The following is a 16,280-nucleotide window of genomic DNA, read 5'->3' on the forward strand; positions in this document are numbered from 1 at the left end:
AATCCTCAATGTGGGCCATTATAGACCCTGACTTGTCCAAACGGCGTTACGGATTCGGCCACACGGCGGGATCGCGGTAGAAATTGACGTTCATGGCCGAGAGGCGTTCGCCGTGCTCGCGGAGGCGGGCGACGAAGTCCGGCCATTCCCGTACTGCTTTGGGCGACCACACCGCCTCGGAAAGGGCAATCAATCGGGGGAAAACCTGGTAGAAGATGCCCGGTGCCGCGAGGATTTCGCCCGTTTGCTCGAGGTGCCGCCTCGACACGTTGCCGAGCCACATGCAGCACTCGGCTCCGAGAATATGGCCGGCGTCGGCGGGGTCCAGCCCGGCCGGGATAGGCTCGAACGAATAGGTTTGCCGCACCGGCGTCTTCTCGTGAGTGTAATCGAGATAGCAATGGCTTGTCGGCGACATGACCACGTCGTGCCCCTGGCTGGCGGCTGCAATGCCGCCCTCCATGCTGCGCCACGACTGGACGGTGGCGCGCGGCGCCAACCCTCCCTCGAGAATCTCGTCCCAGCCGATGAGGCGGCGGCCGTGCTTCTCGAGGATTGCTTCGGCGCGGCGCACGAAATAGTTTTGTAGTTCCTCTTCGCTGTTGAGTCCTTCGGCCCTCATGCGCGCCTGGCACTTTGGGCAGGCCTCCCACCGGGTTTTCGGGCACTCGTCTCCCCCGATATGAATCCATGGCGACGGGAAGATCTCGACGACTTCGGCCATGACGGCTTCGATAAACGCAAAGGTCTCGTCGTTGCCCGGGCAGAACACGTCGGGGTAAATCCATTGGTCTCCCAAGACGGCCGGCTGCCCCGTACACGAGAGTCCCGGGTACGACATGAGGGCGGCGAGGCAATGTCCCGGCATTTCAATCTCGGGCACGATGGTCACGCCGCGCGCGGCGGCATACGCGGCGATCTCGCGCAGGTCCTCCTGGGTATGGTAGCCGCCGTAGCGGTCGCTTGGCTCTTTGGGAAGATAATTTGTGCGGGCGTTGGCGTTGGGCCGCCATGCGCCGACCTCGGTGAGCCGCGGCCGCGATTTGATCTCGACGCGCCAGCCCTGGTCGTCCGCGAGATGCCAATGCAGCCGGTTCAGCTTGTAATACGCGAGCAGATCGATGAACCGTTTGACGAACGCCTTGTCCTGAAAATGCCGTGCGCTGTCGAGCATGCAGCCCCGCCACCCGAAGCGGGGAGAATCCTCGAGCCGCACGCAGGGGACGGTCCACGGCACGCCGGTCACGGCCTCTCTGGATTCGATCTGCGGGGGAAGGAGTTGGCGCAAGGTCTGGCATCCGTAGAACAGGCCCGTCCGCGCTGGCGCAACAATCGCGACGCGCTCGGGCGACACCTCCATGCGGTAGCCTTCCTCGCTGAGACGCTCCAACGAGGGGTCCAGCCTCAGGATGATTGCGTTCCCGGCGTCATCGCCCGGTGGGAGAGGGAATCCGGTCGCCGGACCCAGCAGCGCTCTCAGATGGGCGGCTTCTTGCTGGGAAGTCTCGCCGGCAACAAGGACGGTTTCGTTGGTGAGCTGGAACTGCCCTTCCGCGCGCTCGACGATCGCCGGCCGAGGGATGATAGGCAGGGGATTGTCCTGAGCAGCGCTACAAACGGACCATGCCGCAAGGAACAGAGCAAACGCTGATTTCATGATTCCTCCTGGATTTTTGTCCGGGCCGCGTCTTGGGCGGACATCGATTTCCTCTGACGGCTGTATCCTACGGCCCCTGCGGCACTGTAGGGGAGCCAGGGACGGAAATCAAGCGCCCGGCGCGCATATCCGGCCGTTTTCCGGGGCAACACGGGAATCGGCTCCAGATGTTCTGGGCGGCGCATGGCGTGCGTGCACTTGGCTTTTATCCCGGCGCTTGGCTATGCTTTTTGTTGCATTGCACGGGGCGATGTGGGCCATACGGTGCAAAATCCGGAGGGGCGAGGAACCCAGCGTGTACAAACCTTTTGCCAAACGTGTTGGAAACGCGGTTCGCCTGGCCGAAGTGGTGCAGGTGCTGGTGCGCTACGGTTTTTCCGACGTGGTGCACCGTCTGGGTTTGCATGAGGGGCTGCCTGCGAAGGTGCTGCGGGGCCTGCGTCTCATCGAGGCGCCGTCCGCCGAGCTGGAGACTCAGGGCCGCCGTCTTCGGGCCGCCCTGACCGAGCTCGGCCCGACCGCGGTCAAGTTCGGGCAAATCCTGAGCACCCGCCCCGAACTGATCGGCCCGGACATGGCAAACGATCTGGGCCTTCTGCAGGACCGTGTTCGCGCGCTTGGTTTCGATAAGATCAAACCCGTGATCGAGCAAGAACTGGGCGGGCCGGTATCGGACCTCTTTGTTGAATTTGAGGAAGAAGCCGTCGCATCGGCTTCGTTGAGCCAGGTTTATCGCGCCGTGACCCGCACCGGCAAACAGGTCGCGGTCAAGGTGCAGCGTCCGGGCGTGCGCCGCATCATCGAAGCGGACCTCGTCCTCATGCAGAGCATAGCCGAATGGGTCAGCGAGCGCGTGAGCGACGTGGCGTGGATGAATCCCGCGGGCATGGTAGACGAGTTCGCCCGGTCGGTCAGGCGCGAACTTGATTTTGGTATTGAGGCCCGCATCATCGAGCGGTTTCGTAAGAACTACGAGGGCGACCCTCACGTCTTTGTGCCGTGCGTGTATACGGAACTGTCGTCCGAGCGCGTGCTGACGATGGACTGGGTGGAAGGGATTCGGGTCGACGACATTCCGCAGTATGGGCGGTTTCGGTCGAATCCACATACCGTTGCGGTGACGGGCGCGGACACGTTGTGCAAGCAGGTCTTCGAACACCGGTACTTTCACGCCGATCCTCATCCTGGGAATATCATGCTGGTGGGGGAGAACCGCATTGCGTTTCTGGATTACGGAATGGTGGGCAGTCTCGAGGAGAGCGATACGGTGGCCATCGCCGACGTGTTGCGCGCCATCTTCCGGCAGGATGCGGCGTCGGCGGTTGAAGGCATGCTGCAGTTCACCACCTCCGGCGAAACCGATGACTACGGGGTGCTGGTTCACGAGGTGGCGGACTATATCGCGTTTGACGCGGAAGCGATCATCGCGAGGGGCGAGGTGGGCAAGGCCATCGACCGGCTCACGGCGATCATGCGGAAGTACAAGCTTCAGCTTGCCCCGCGCGTGTCGCTGCTGTTGAAAGCGCTTGCGACGGTGGAATCGACAGGCCGCGCCCTGGACCCCAAAATCGATATGGTGCCGATCATCCAGCCTCATGTCGAGCGTATTGTGAAACAGCGGTTTTCGCCGGCCCAGCTTGCCCGGGAAGCCCGTCAGAATATGGTGTTGCTGATGCGTCTGGGCCGCCAGATGCCGTCGGACGCCGCGAACCTGATGCAGATGTTGCGCCGGGGGAAATTGAAGATCCAACTGAATCACGAAGGGATCAACTATCTTGCGGCGGCCATGGATCGCGCCAGCAACCGGGTGACCGTGGGGCTGATCACAGGGTCGATCATCGTCGGTTCGAGCCTCCTGCTCGCCGCCAACATCGGGGCGCGTACCCTTGGTCTCACCGGATTCATCTTCGCCGGGTTGCTGGGCCTTACGCTGGTCATCTCGATCTTGCGGTCGCGGGATATTTGACAGGAAACGTCTTGACATGCCCAACACGCTGAGAATCCGGTCCTATGCGAAGGTCAACCTCTATCTCGACGTGCTTAACCGCCGCCGGGACGGGTTCCATAACATCGAGACCATCTTTCAAACGGTTTCGCTGGCGGATGAACTGACCTTTACTGAGGCGTCCTGCGGCATCGAGCTGTGCTGCTCGCGGCCCGATCTCAGCACGGGCCCGCACAATCTGGTATGCCGTGCGGCGGCGCTCCTCCAATCGAAGACGGGGAGCGCACGGGGCGCCGTCATCCGGCTCGAAAAGAACATCCCGCTCGCGGCGGGGCTGGCTGGCGGCTCCGGCAACGCCGCCGCAACCCTCGAAGCGCTGAATCTGCTTTGGGATTTGGGCCTTTCGAGGGGGCAGTTACGCGCCTTTGGTCTTGAACTCGGCTCGGACGTCCCGTACTGCCTCGTTGGCGGCGCGCAGGGCGCGACGGGACGCGGCGAACATCTCTTTGCCCTTCCTCCGCTGCCCGAGACGTGGTGCGTGCTGGTGCATCCACCGGTACAGGTGAGCACCGCAGCCGTGTACAACAGCCCTCGGCTTCTCCGCAACGCCGAACACCCCTTTGCGGGACGGACACGCATGTTTCGGCGGGCGTTGCGGGCGTTGCGGGCGGGGGATTGGGAACAGGCCGTCTTCAACCGCATGGAAGCGCCCGTGTTCGAGCAGCACCCCGGCCTCGAAACCGTGAAACGCCGCCTTCTCAATGCCGGGTGCGCCGCGGCAGCCATGAGCGGGAGCGGGCCAACCGTGTTCGGGGTATGCGAGTCGCGTGAAGCTGCCGAAAGAACCGCGCAATCGCTAAAACCGTATGCGGTGACGGTTGTGAAGACGGTTGAGACAGGTCTGAGCCCTGTCGAGACGGTGCAATGTTAGTCGCTGGACATACGGAAGGCATCGTTACGAAACCATAGAGGAGCTTCGCGTAATCTTGACATGTTTTGCTTTGAGATGCAGCGCCGTATGCCTGGCAGCTTTCACGGCGGCGGCGGGGGAGGATGCTCCGATGCCCATCGCGTATTACGATATGACCGCCTTGAACAAGGCCGAGCTGGGCGACCCGGCTCAGGCGCGTGCCGCGTGGGATACCGCGCACCTCGTGGCGTCGATCCAGGGAATCGTGAACCGCGAAGGGCCGAGGCTATTTGTGCGGTTCATGGAACACCCCGACGATTTCTGGTTTGATTATTGCCGGGGTGAATCGGGGTGGCTGGCGGACCGGCCCGTCGAGACCGTTCTCTCGCTCGATGCGCTGCTGCGCCGCTTCGCGGGGGATTTCGAAGGCGTGGTGGTCTATGACGAGCGCGTGGCGGCTACCTCGAACCTGGCCAGCACCATCGCGGGCATCGAAAACCGCCTGTGCTTGCGTTATGACCCGAACCCGGGCTCGATTTATGCCGCCGTCATCGCGATGGACCTGCCGTTCGCGCGCAACATCACGCGATTGATGAATGATGACGGTTCGCCCATGTTCACGGGGGAAGGCGTCATCCCCGGCACGGATATCCCCTCGACCGGCAGCGCCAAGTGCGACGCCCACCTGTGGGCCAAGCATCACTACCTCGACACCGGGAAATGCAGCCGCGAGTTCATGGCCTATTACATCGACGCGTATTGGCTCAAACAACCTGCGAGCGGCGGATTGACCAACGCCACGCTCACCAACCACGACTTCTTCATCGCCAACAAGGCGCTCTTTTTCGATTTGCACGTGTGGGAAGAGGAATCGCCCGTGGACGACCCCGGCCAGAAACCCGGCACCGATGTCGCGACGCTGCATCAGCTCCTGCAATCGATGTACCGCCACGCGGGGGGGCGCGTCATCCATATCGGTGGGTTTACGCCGTGGGCCTGGAAATACACAAACCACGGCAACGCGGGAAGCGCCCACGGCCCCGTCGATACCGAGTGGAAGTACGCCCAGCTCATCTCGGCGTATACGGGCATCATGGACGCCGACGCGCTCGGCCTGTCGGGCATGGCAAATGCGTCGTTTTACCAGCATTTTCCGCTCGAAGGCCGCTACCCCCAGAACCCGAAACCCACGGAGGCGTCTGTGCGCGAGCGGGGTCTCCTGCTCGAATCGGGGGCGCCCGCTCCGAAGGCCTACGTGTGCTTCTATATGGGCGATTACGACTCCGCCGCGTGGTTCAACCATCGGGCGCCCGAGTGGTGGCAGGACCCCGCTCATGGCGAAACCTTGTGCACGTGGGCCTTCAACCCGAACCTCGACCGCCGTGCGCCGCAGGCTATGCACTACGTCCGCACGCACCAGTCGCCCAACGACTGGTTCATGTTCGGCGATTCGGGCGCGGGCTACCTCAACCCGGGCATGCTGCTCGAGGAACCCCGGCGCGCGGTTTCGGGGTTGCCTTCGGGACTCGATGCGTGGGTCGCCCACAATCTGTCTTACGCGAAGCGGTACGGCCTGTCCATCACCGGTTTTGTCATCGACGGTCATTCGCCCGGCATGGGCGACGAGGGCATGGCCGCATACCTCAAATTCTCGGCGGACGGGATGGCCGGCCAGAAGATCCCGCCTCAAGGCGTGTTTCGCGGCATCCTGCCCTATGTCCGCATGAAGCTCGACTTGGACGGCGCTCCGCGGGACGCCGGGTCTACGATAGCGAGCCTCGCGGGCGTCAACATGCCCAAATTCCTGTTTATTCGCACGATCCTCAAATCGCCCTCGTGGCATCGCGACACCATGAACGCCGCAACGGCCGAAAATCCTAACGTAGCTTTCGTCGACCCCTACACCTTTTTTCTACTGGTGAAGGCGTTCGAGCGAACGAAGGACGCAGCCGCCGCCGAACGCTCCGCTGTTTCCGAAGTGGCATTCGCCGCGGGGACGGTCTCAAACGGTCTCGCACCGGTCCGTGTGGGTGATGGACCTTTCGCAATCTCCGGCGAGGGGGAAGCGGCAGCGCTGCGCCAAGCGAAACCGGACGGCATCGAGTATGTGTACTTCGAGATTGCCGAATCCTTCTCGGCGCCGTTCCAATCGGCTCCGGGGCAGGCTGCGGTCGTCACCGTGACTCTGCTCGATACCGCGCCGGGCGAGCTCGGCATTCACTACGACTCGCACGCGGGCAGCGCGTACCGCGAGGGTCCGCGCCATGCGCTCGCGGGCTCGGGCGAGTGGCGCGAAGTATCCTTCGAGCTTCCCGACGCCGCGTTCGCTCATGGCCAGAACGGCGGCGCCGATTTCCGCCTGGTCAATTTCCGCAACGAGCTCGTCATCCGCCGCGTGCAGGTGAGAACCGCGCCGCAGGACGCGGGCCGGCGCTGACTTTTCTGAGATGCCTCTGCTCTGTGCGGGTTATTAGTCTGTTCCGATCGCCAGGGGGTTGAATGCGATCGAGTGTGCCAGAAACACCGCGGTGACAAGCCACAGGGCGAGGCAGACCCAGAAGGCAACGGCCCAGAAATACCGGAGCGCCGCGCTGCGCAGGGGATGCACCTCGGGAAGAATGCCCAGCAGCAGTCCGCCCGCCAGCCCCCCGATATGCGCGGCATTGTTGACCCGGGGCACGACGAATCCGAAGACAAGCATGTAGACGACCCAGTGAACGAGCGCGTCGCGGTAGACGCGCATGGCCGGCCCGCCGGTGTGGAAATAGGCGATCCCGAAACCGATCAGCCCGAAGATCCATCCCGATGCGCCAAGCGTGGGCACCTGTGGGGTGCCTTGCACGCGGACATACCAGAAATACGAGCCCGCCGCGGAAGTGAGTTGGCAGACCGTGATCAACACGAGCATGCGGGAGCGGCCAACCTGGTTCTCCATGATTGGCCCGATTTGGCTGAGGGCAAGAAGGTTGAATCCGATGTGGATGATGCCGGCGTGAAACAGTCCGAAGGCCAGGATGCGCCAGTATTGCATCGGGTCTACCATCATAAGGGGCATCCAGCCGCCGAACCGGAACAGCGTCTCCAGGTCCGGTCCCAGAATGGCCGACAGGCCCTGGAAAAGGACGCTCAAGCCAAACAGGCCGATCATGACCGCCATGAAAATGCCCACGGCAGGCGCCCCGCCCTGAGGCGTGACAATGCCGAAAAGGCGGAAGAGCTTGTATCCGAGGGCCGACGGGAGCCGCGCCCCGCATTTGAGGCAGCGCCGCATCTCGCGGTCGTTCAGCGCCCCGCATTTCAGACAGAATTTGTGGGGGTACTTAAGCCACTGCATACGATTCGGCAGGACGGTGCCTCGTTCGGTGGCGGCTTCGCGCTTCTTTTCCCACTGATATAATTTCCAGCGGAGCTTTTGCGTACGGATGCCGAGCGACTCCAATTTGTCCAGCACTTTGCCCAGAAAATCGAACATGATGGACCGGTTCCTCCCCATGTTGTCAGGGGGCAGTGTACCCTGCGTCTCCCGCGGCAGGCAATATCCGTATTGTCATGCCGGGCTCCGGGATTGCAGATGGACTGGCGCGGATGATGCCTCCGGAGTCGCGCCATGCTTGTACCCGTACGGCCGGTTGGTTCATGATAGAGCCAGTAAGGGAAGTCCGCCGGGCCCGGTCTGGGGATGTGAGTCGTACCACATCGAGAGGGGCGCTTCCTGGAGTTTCTACCGCGACTGCCGCAGGCGCCGGCACGTGCAGCGTATGAGGTCTTGAAATGCCTGATTCCGTCAGCGGCCACTCTACCAGAGCCTTTGACATGACCCGCGATGTGGTTGCCCTGGTTCTCGGCGGCGGGCGAGGCAGCCGTCTTCGGCCGCTGACCTCCGAGCGCGCGAAACCCGCCGTGCCCTTATGCGGGCGGTACCGGCTGGTGGACATTCCGATCAGCAACTGCCTTCACTCGAGGATCAACCGGGTTTTCCTGCTCACGCAATTCAACAGCGCATCGCTTCACCGCCACGTCAGCAACACATACAAATTTGACGCGTTTTCGGACGGGTTTGTCGAGATCCTTGCTGCCGAGCAGACCTATCAGAGCGGCGACTGGTACCAGGGCACGGCTGACGCGGTCCGCAAACAACTGCGGCATTTCCGCATCCTCGACGCCAAGTATTTCCTCATCCTGTCGGGCGACCAGCTTTACAGTATGAATTACGGGGACATCCTGAAGACCCACATCGACAAGGGCGCCGACATCACCATCGCGGCCCTGCCCGTTGCCAAAGACGCCGCCCGGGCTTTCGGCGTGCTGCAGGTGGACCAGGGCGGTCGAATCGTTAATTTCGTCGAGAAACCGTCCGACGACGGTCAATTCGAGAAGCTCGTCACCCCCAAAGCCGTGTTCGACGACTTCGGCCTCGAATCGGAAGGGCGCGATTACCTCGGGTCGATGGGCATCTACGTGTTCAACGCGGGTCTCCTGCGAGACCTGCTGCTCGAACACCACGATTGGAACGATTTCGGCCACCATGTCCTGCCCAGGTCGCTGCACGAGCGGACCATTTTCGCACACCTCTTCTCGGGGTTCTGGGAAGACATCGGGACAGTCCGGTCGTACTACGAGGTCAGCATTCGCATGGTGCAGCCCGACCCGCCGTTCGAGTTTCACCGTCCCGGCCATGTGGTGTACAGCCGCGCCCGCTATTTGCCCGGTGCGCGCGTAACAAATGCCACCGTACGGAACGCGATGATTTGCGAGGGATGCCGTGTCGAGGACGCAACCATTGTTGATTCGATCATTGGCATTCGCACCGTGGTCGGCCGCGGCGTGACCATCAATCGCAGCATCGTCATGGGGGACGACTATTTCGAGGTTGCTCCCGCGCCGGGCCAGATTCCTATCGGGATCGGCGAGGGCTCGCGCATCGAGGGGGCCATCATCGACAAGAATGCCCGCATCGGCAAGAATGTGCGCATCTATGCCGCCGACAACCTGCCCGACCAGGCGGGCGACGGCTGGGCGATTCGCGACGGGATTGTCGTAGTGCTGAAGGATGCCACGATCCCCGACGGAACGGTCATTGGAAAAGCCTGAAGCGCGGCCATGGGCGAACGGGCCGGACCGCGCGGGGTGAGATACACAGCCTTGTGAGGACGGGCGTCAACCCATGCCATCGCTTGCCTTGACTACGACGAAATGGATGCTCGATGCCGCCACGCGGCTGCTCAAGGCGACCGTGCGCGTGCACAACATCTCCTGCCTCGACGAAGACATGGCCGTCATTCTCGTAGCGAACCATTTCACGCGCCTCGAAACCGTTCTTCTGCCGTATGTGTTCCAGAAGCACGCGGGGCAGGAGCTCTGGTCTCTGGCGGCCGCCGAACTTTTTCAGGGCCGGATCGCCGGCTACCTCCATTCGGTGGGCGCCATCTCGACGAGCGATCCGGATCGCGACAAGACCATCCTGCACAGCCTTCTCGTGGGCGACCACCCGTGGATCATCTTTCCGGAAGGCCGCATGATCAAAGATAAGCGCGTGCTGGACGAACGGGGCATGTTCGCCGTGTTCTCGGGCGAAGAGCCTCGGCCGCCGCACCGGGGGGCCGCCGTTCTCGCCCTGCGGGCGGAGTTCTACCGCCGGAAGATCGCGTGCCTGGCCAAACGGCCCGGCCAACCCGGCTTGGCCGAGACCCTCGACCGGTTTGGCCTGGCGTCCGCCGCCGAGCCCTTGCGCAAGCGCACGGTCATCGTACCGGTCAACATCACCTATTTCCCGCTCCGTCCGCAAGCCAACCTGTTTCTCAACCTCGCCAAACGCGCAATACGGGATCTGAGCCCGCGCGCCATCGAAGAACTGTCCGTCGAGGGCACCGTGCTTGCACGCGATACGGACATCGACATTACGCTCGGCACGCCGATCGACGCAGGCACGTTTCTGGAAGCTCCCGAGTACGCCGGACTGATGGCCTGCGGCGATTCAGACCTTGAGCTCCTGGCCGCGGAGCCGAGAGCGATGTTCGAGGAGGCCGCCCACCGCCTGATGCTGCGCTACATGGAAGCAATCTACGGACTGGCCACTCTCAACCATGACCACATTTTCGGCGGCCTGCTGCGTCACCAGGGCGCGCGCACCTTCACCGAATACGAACTGCGAAGCAGGGCGTTTCTGGCCGTCCGGCGTCTCAAGGAGAGCGGGCAATACCGTCTGCACCCGCGTTTGGAGGCCCAATACCCGTGCCTGGCGTCGGGGCGGGCATGTCCCGAGCTGCGCGATTTTCTCGACTTATCCGTGCGGGAGGGGATACTGCGCGAGTGCGGGGGCCGGTACGTTCGCACGCGTCATCTGCGAGCCTCCGCGGCCGGATTTCATAGCGTCAGGACCCAGGATATCCTGTACGTGCTCGCCAACGAACTCGAACCGGCGGATCAGGCGGCGGCCGTCGTGAAACATGCGGCGGCGGTTCCCGAAGAGATCGTACGCTTGCGAATGCGCCGGCATTTCCTCGACGGGGACCGCGCGATGTTCGAGGAGGACTACGCCCGGTACGCGCTCGAGGGCGAGAGCAAACCCAGAGAGGTCGGAGCGCCGTTTCTGCTTGTTCCTCGGGTCATCCGGGGAGGCGTCGTGCTGATTCACGGTTATATGGCCGCTCCTCTGGAGGTTCGCGCGTTGGGCGCCTACCTTCTCGAACAGGGGTTCCTGGTATACGGCGCCCGGCTCAAAGGACATGGTACCGCCCCCGAAGATCTCGCGCAGACCAAGTGGGACGCGTGGCGCGACTCCGTGGACCGCGCGTTCGCCATCGTGCGGTCGTATACCGACAGCGTGATCTTCGGGGGATTCTCGATGGGCGGCGTGCTGGCCTTGTTGGCGGCGGCGGAAATGCGGGCCGACACGCTCGGCGTCTTCGCGATCTCGGCGCCGCTTGAGTTGCGCAGCTACGCCGCACGCATGGCGTCGTCGATCGTCACCATGAACACGCTCCTGAACCTTTTCAGCGGCCGCGACGCTCCCTGGTTCGTCGAGAACGTACCGGAGAACCCGCACATCAACTATGTCCGGAACCCCATCGCGGGCGTAAGCGAATTGGGCAAAGTCATGAAGGCCATGGAACGCGCGCTGCCCGATGTTGCCGCGCCAGCGTTGATCATCCAGGGAGACGGCGACCCCACCGTGCACCCAAACAGCGCAGGGCGCATCTTCGAACTCCTGGGAAGCGAGGCAAAAGAGGTGATCATGCTCGAACGGGCGCGGCACGGGATCGTCAACGGTCCCGGCAGCGCCGAAGTCTTCGAACACGTCGGCAGATTCGTACGGGCCCTCGAAGACAAGCGCCTCGAAGCTCAATCCCGTCAAGCCGTGTAGGCCTGCGCGGCGAATCCCGTCGATTTGCCGGTCTCGGGTGCTATAATGGCGGCGGTGCCCCGTAAACCGCGAAGGAGGAACGCCATCATGCCGGACAAGAAGGAAAAGGTCTCGGATTTCAGGTACGACACAGGCGCGGCCCGGGTGCCGTGGGCCGCGGTGGGAGAACATGTGCGCGAGGAGGATATCCTGGCATTGGTCCGCTTTCTGCTGCGTCCGGCCGAGGACAAACAGGAAAAATACGACGCACGGTTGAAGAAGCTCGAGACGCGGCTCCGGAAACTGGGGAAGGTTGCGACGCCGGCCGGCAAACTCAGCCTGGCGGGGAATGTCCAGGCGCTCGAGGAGGAAATCGCGAAATTCCTTGGCGCGAAACACACCGTGTTTCTCACCAACGCGACGGCGGGGTTCGAGATCGGGTTCAAGTATGCGGGGCTCAAGCCCGGCGACGAGGTTATCGCGCCCGCAATCACGTTTATCGCGACGATCGCGTACCCGCTCTCGATTGGGGCCAAGGTCGTATTGTCTGACGTTGAGCCGCGCAGTCTCAACATGGATCCCAAAGACGTGGAACGCAAGATCACGCCGAACACCAAGGCGATCATTCCGGTCCACCTCGGCGGATACCCTGTCGACATGGGGCCGCTCATGAAACTGGCGCGCAAACACAATGTGACGGTTATTGAAGACGCGGCCCACGCGTTCGGAGGGTCCTACCGCGGCAAGATGCTCGGCACCATCGGGCATTTCGGGTCGTTCAGTTTTCATGAGGTCAAAAACATCACGTCGCTTGGGGAAGGGGGCATCCTGGCGTCGAATATTGCCTTCGGCAAGGAACTTCGCCGCGCGCGGTTTCTGGGACTTGACCTCACGCGCCGGATCCCGAACTGGCTGTACGATGTGCCGGCGTTTGAGGGGAAAGAGGGCTATTTCTTCACGGGCAACTACTCGACCACCGAGATCCAGGCGCTCGGGTTGCTGTCGCAGATGAAACGGTTGTCCCGGATCATCGCGAAACGCAAGAAGGCGGCGCAGTATCTTGACAGGCGATTCAGCAAGGTCGAGGGCATTCTTACTCCGCCCGGCGACGACGCAAAGGTCAAGAGCACGTACCATCTGTACCTGCTGCAGATCGACCCCGACAAAGTCGGCGGCGATATCAAGACTCTCAAGAAGAAGCTCGACGCCCGGGGCATCGTGCAGATTCCCCATTTCGCCCCGCTGTACAAGTTCAGCGTGATGAAACAGATGGGATACGACACCGACGCCATCGAGAAGACGTGCCCCGTTGCGGAGGAAGCGTTCCAGCACCGGTTCACTCATCTCCCGCTTTACGATTTCAGCAGCGAACAATTGGCTTACCTTGCCGGCGCGGTGATCGAGTCCGTCGGCGAGATGAAGCGCGGCATCTAAGCAGGCCTCGCCGCCGGTGTTTGTGGCGCAGTCGTCCATGTCTGCCTGGAAGGGCGGGTGTCTCGTCCCTTTGAGGATGGAGGACGCGTTGTTTATGCTCAGAGGATACGTGAAAACACACTATCGGGAAGCACGCAGGAGACCGAATCATGAAAACGAAGTGGGGAGTCTGGGGTTCCGGAGGCATTGCGCGGCGTCGTACCATCCCGGAGGGGATCGTGGCGGCGGGTAACGCGGAATTGACGGCCGTCTATGACGTGAACGCCGAAGTGAACAATCAGGTAGCCGAAGAGTTCGATGTGGTGGCCTGTGACACTGAAGATGCACTCCTGGAGTCCGATTGCGAAATCATCTACGTGGCCACGCCGGCCAATACGCACTGCGGCCAGGTGATACGGGCGGCGCAGGCTGGCAAGCACGTTCTCTGCGAGAAGCCCCTGGGCATGGACGTCGAGGAGGCCGAACGCATGATCGCGGCATGCGAGGACAACGGCGTGAAACTGGGCACGGCTTTCATGATGCGGTTCCATGCCCAGCACCAGGAGGCGCTCAAGCTCGTGCGCGAGGGCATGATCGGCACGCCGGTGCTGGCCCGGGCGCAACTGTCGTGCTGGTACCCGCCGATCCCCGGCGCGTGGCGCCAGTATCCCGAGCAGAGCGGCGGCGGCAGTCTGATGGACATGGGCGGCCACTGTATTGACCTGCTCGAGATGTTCTATGGCCGCGCCCAGAGGGTCCAATGCCTCATCGGCAACCTTGTGCACGATTACCCGAGCGAAGATACGGCGGTGGTGATTCTCGAATTCGAGAACGGCGCCAAAGGCATGGTCGACAACTTGTTCAATGTGCCGGACAGCAGTTCGAAGAACCGGCTCGAACTCTACGGTTCGAGGGGCAGCATTCTCGCTGAAGGCACCATAGGCCAGGGCGAGATCGGCGAAATGACCGCCTATCTCGAATCCGGCGACACCGGATACGAGGCCAAGCAGGCGCGGACCGGCGGAAGCGGCATTGCGATCACCCCCGACCCGTTGAATATGTACCGGGCGGAAGTTGAAGCCTTTGCCCGGGCTGTGGTCTCTGACCGGGAGCCCCCGGTTTCCGCTGACGACGGACTCTGGAGCCAGCGTGTGCTGGCCGCGTGTTACGAAGCCGCCAAGACTGGCTGCGCCGTATCGCTGTAAGAAAGCTCCGCGGCGGCGCTTCTGCCGGAGGCGCGGCTATTTCAGGCCCAGCACGTCCTGCATGTCGTATAGGCCGGGGCGGCGGTTCATGACGAAGCGCGCCGCTACGATGGCGCCGCGCGCGAAATTGTCGCGGTTGTGCGCTTTGTGGGTGAGTTCGATGCGTTCGCCCTGCCCGATAAAACTCACCGTGTGCTCGCCCACTACGTCGCCGCCGCGAATGGCATGCATACCGATCTGATTACGCGGGCGCGCGCCGACGATGCCTTGGCGGCCGTGAGTTACGTCGCTGGCGCAGTCGAGTCCCAGCGCCAGGGCCGCTCGTTCCGCCAACCGCACCGCGGTGCCGCTTGGACTATCTTTCTTCTGGTTGTGGTGGGTCTCGCAGATCTCGATGTTGTAGTCGAGGCCGAGGATCGAAGCCACCTCGCTGGTCAGTTTGAACAAGAGATTGACGCCTACGCTCATGTTGGGCGCATACACGAGCGGCATGCGGACCGCGCATTCCTTGAGCGCCGCCAGTTGCGCTTCGGTCAGCCCCGTGGCGCCGACCACGGAGGGCTTCCCTGCTTCGGTGGCCGCGCGGACGTTTTCAACGCACGCGTCCGCCGCCGTGAAGTCGATGAGACAATCCGACTTGCCCAGTTCCGCGGCGGGGTCCGCTGACACCAGTACTTTCTGGGGATGTCCCGATTCAGCGCCGACAACGAGTTCGGTTCCCGCGAATGCCGGGACGTCAAAGGCGCCGCCGATTTCGATGTCGCTGGCTGCCGCGGCCAGTTCGAGAATGCGCCGGCCCATTCGGCCGCACGCGCCCGCCATGCAGATTTTCATCGTTTCCCTTTCGCGCCGCGGTGTGCTAGATCGCGCCCACCTGCTCCAAGATTCTCTCGAGCTTTTCGAACAGCACCGGCTGCATGGGCACCAGGGGCAGACGCAGCACGTTGTTGATCCTGCCCATGCGGTGCAGGGCCGCTTTCACGGGCATGGGATTCGTCTCGAGAAACAATCCCTTGAACAGCGGCAGCAGGTCGTAGTGGAGCCTCTGCGCTTCCGCCAGATCGCCCTTATCAAACGCCGCGCACATGGCCGCGACCTTCGCGGGCATCACGTTCGCCGCGACGGAAATGACGCCCGTGGCGCCCACGCTCATCATCGGCAGCGTCAGGCTGTCGTCGCCCGACAACACGGTTATCTCGCACAGACTGCGTATTTCGGACACCTGATCGACGCTCCCGCATGCTTCCTTGACCGCCACGATGTTTTTCTGCGCCCTGTGCATGTCGGCGATCGTTGCAGGGAGCATCTTGGTGGCGGTACGTCCCGGGACGTTGTACAACACGATGGGGATGTCGACCTGTTTCGCGATCGTGGTGTAGTGGGCCATCTGGCCCGCGGGCGTGGGCTTGTTGTAGTAAGGCGTGATGAGGAGGGCGGCGTCCGCGCCGGATTCTTTCGCCTTGCGCGTCAACGAGAGCGCTTCGCGCGTGCTGTTCGAGCCCGTGCCTGCGATGACGGGCACTCTCCCGGCCACCCGCTCGATGGTGAATCGGATGCACTGGAGCTGTTCATCGTGGGACAGGGTCGCGGCCTCGCCGGTGCATCCGCACGGCACGACGCCGTCGGTTCCGCTTTCCAGCTGCCAGTCTATCAGGCGGCCGTACGCCTCGAAATCAATGTCGAAATCTTCTTTGAACGGCGTCACAAGCGCTACAATTGAACCACGGAACATGTAGAATCTCCTTCGTGAATTGTCACCCCTGCCGCGTCTGGACCGCCCGCGTCCCGTGATTGAGGAACGTCCAGCT

The 16,280-nt window shown here is 62.7% G+C and carries 11 protein-coding genes; 7 read left to right on the forward strand and 4 right to left on the reverse strand.

Annotated elements, in window-relative coordinates; genetic code table 11:
• Positions 1–46: 46 nt before the first annotated feature.
• Positions 47–1,657, reverse strand: a complete 1,611-nt coding sequence (locus tag PLJ71_03980; protein ID HQM47819.1) for a beta-N-acetylhexosaminidase — start codon at positions 1,655–1,657, stop codon at positions 47–49.
• A gap of 295 nt (positions 1,658–1,952) precedes the next feature.
• Between PLJ71_03980 and PLJ71_03985 the strand changes: the two genes are divergently transcribed.
• The 3 genes from PLJ71_03985 (at position 1,953) to PLJ71_03995 (ending at position 6,949) form a co-directional block, all read left to right on the forward strand.
• Positions 1,953–3,623 carry an AarF/UbiB family protein gene (locus tag PLJ71_03985; GenBank protein HQM47820.1) on the forward strand — a complete coding sequence of 557 codons (1,671 nt, stop codon included), beginning with the start codon at positions 1,953–1,955 and terminating at the stop codon, positions 3,621–3,623.
• 16 nt (positions 3,624–3,639) lie between these two features.
• Entirely contained in the window at positions 3,640–4,533 is an 894-nt protein-coding gene (ispE, locus tag PLJ71_03990; protein ID HQM47821.1) for a 4-(cytidine 5'-diphospho)-2-C-methyl-D-erythritol kinase, read from the forward strand.
• 130 nt (positions 4,534–4,663) lie between these two features.
• Positions 4,664–6,949: a GxGYxYP family putative glycoside hydrolase gene (locus PLJ71_03995; GenBank protein ID HQM47822.1), complete on the forward strand. Its 2,286-nt coding sequence runs from the start codon at positions 4,664–4,666 to the stop codon at positions 6,947–6,949.
• A gap of 33 nt (positions 6,950–6,982) precedes the next feature.
• Here the strand turns inward: PLJ71_03995 and PLJ71_04000 are convergent, their stop codons facing one another.
• Positions 6,983–7,984: a rhomboid family intramembrane serine protease gene (locus PLJ71_04000; GenBank protein ID HQM47823.1), complete on the reverse strand. Its 1,002-nt coding sequence runs from the start codon at positions 7,982–7,984 to the stop codon at positions 6,983–6,985.
• A 299-nt stretch (positions 7,985–8,283) separates the two neighbouring features.
• Between PLJ71_04000 and PLJ71_04005 the strand changes: the two genes are divergently transcribed.
• The 4 genes from PLJ71_04005 (at position 8,284) to PLJ71_04020 (ending at position 14,472) form a co-directional block, all read left to right on the forward strand.
• Entirely contained in the window at positions 8,284–9,603 is a 1,320-nt protein-coding gene (locus PLJ71_04005; GenBank protein ID HQM47824.1) for a glucose-1-phosphate adenylyltransferase, read from the forward strand.
• Positions 9,604–9,676: 73 nt separating this feature from the next.
• The gene (locus tag PLJ71_04010; GenBank protein HQM47825.1) at positions 9,677–11,875 is read left to right on the forward strand and encodes an alpha/beta fold hydrolase; all 2,199 of its coding nucleotides are present in this window, start codon (positions 9,677–9,679) and stop codon (positions 11,873–11,875) included.
• A gap of 87 nt (positions 11,876–11,962) precedes the next feature.
• Positions 11,963–13,288 carry a DegT/DnrJ/EryC1/StrS family aminotransferase gene (locus tag PLJ71_04015; protein HQM47826.1) on the forward strand — a complete coding sequence of 442 codons (1,326 nt, stop codon included), beginning with the start codon at positions 11,963–11,965 and terminating at the stop codon, positions 13,286–13,288.
• A gap of 149 nt (positions 13,289–13,437) precedes the next feature.
• Positions 13,438–14,472 (forward strand): Gfo/Idh/MocA family oxidoreductase, encoded by a 1,035-nt coding sequence (locus PLJ71_04020; GenBank protein HQM47827.1) that lies wholly within the window; start codon positions 13,438–13,440, stop codon positions 14,470–14,472.
• Positions 14,473–14,508: 36 nt separating this feature from the next.
• On the opposite strand, the gene dapB is transcribed toward PLJ71_04020, so the two are convergent.
• Positions 14,509–15,306: a 4-hydroxy-tetrahydrodipicolinate reductase gene (gene dapB / locus PLJ71_04025; protein ID HQM47828.1), complete on the reverse strand. Its 798-nt coding sequence runs from the start codon at positions 15,304–15,306 to the stop codon at positions 14,509–14,511.
• Between the two features lie 25 nt (positions 15,307–15,331).
• On the reverse strand, positions 15,332–16,204 hold the full coding sequence (gene dapA, locus PLJ71_04030; GenBank protein ID HQM47829.1) for a 4-hydroxy-tetrahydrodipicolinate synthase: 873 nt from the start codon (positions 16,202–16,204) through the stop codon (positions 15,332–15,334).
• Between the last annotated feature and the right edge of the window lie 76 nt (positions 16,205–16,280).

Source organism: Candidatus Hydrogenedentota bacterium (assembly GCA_035416745.1).
GTDB lineage: Bacteria > Hydrogenedentota > Hydrogenedentia > Hydrogenedentales > SLHB01 > UBA2224.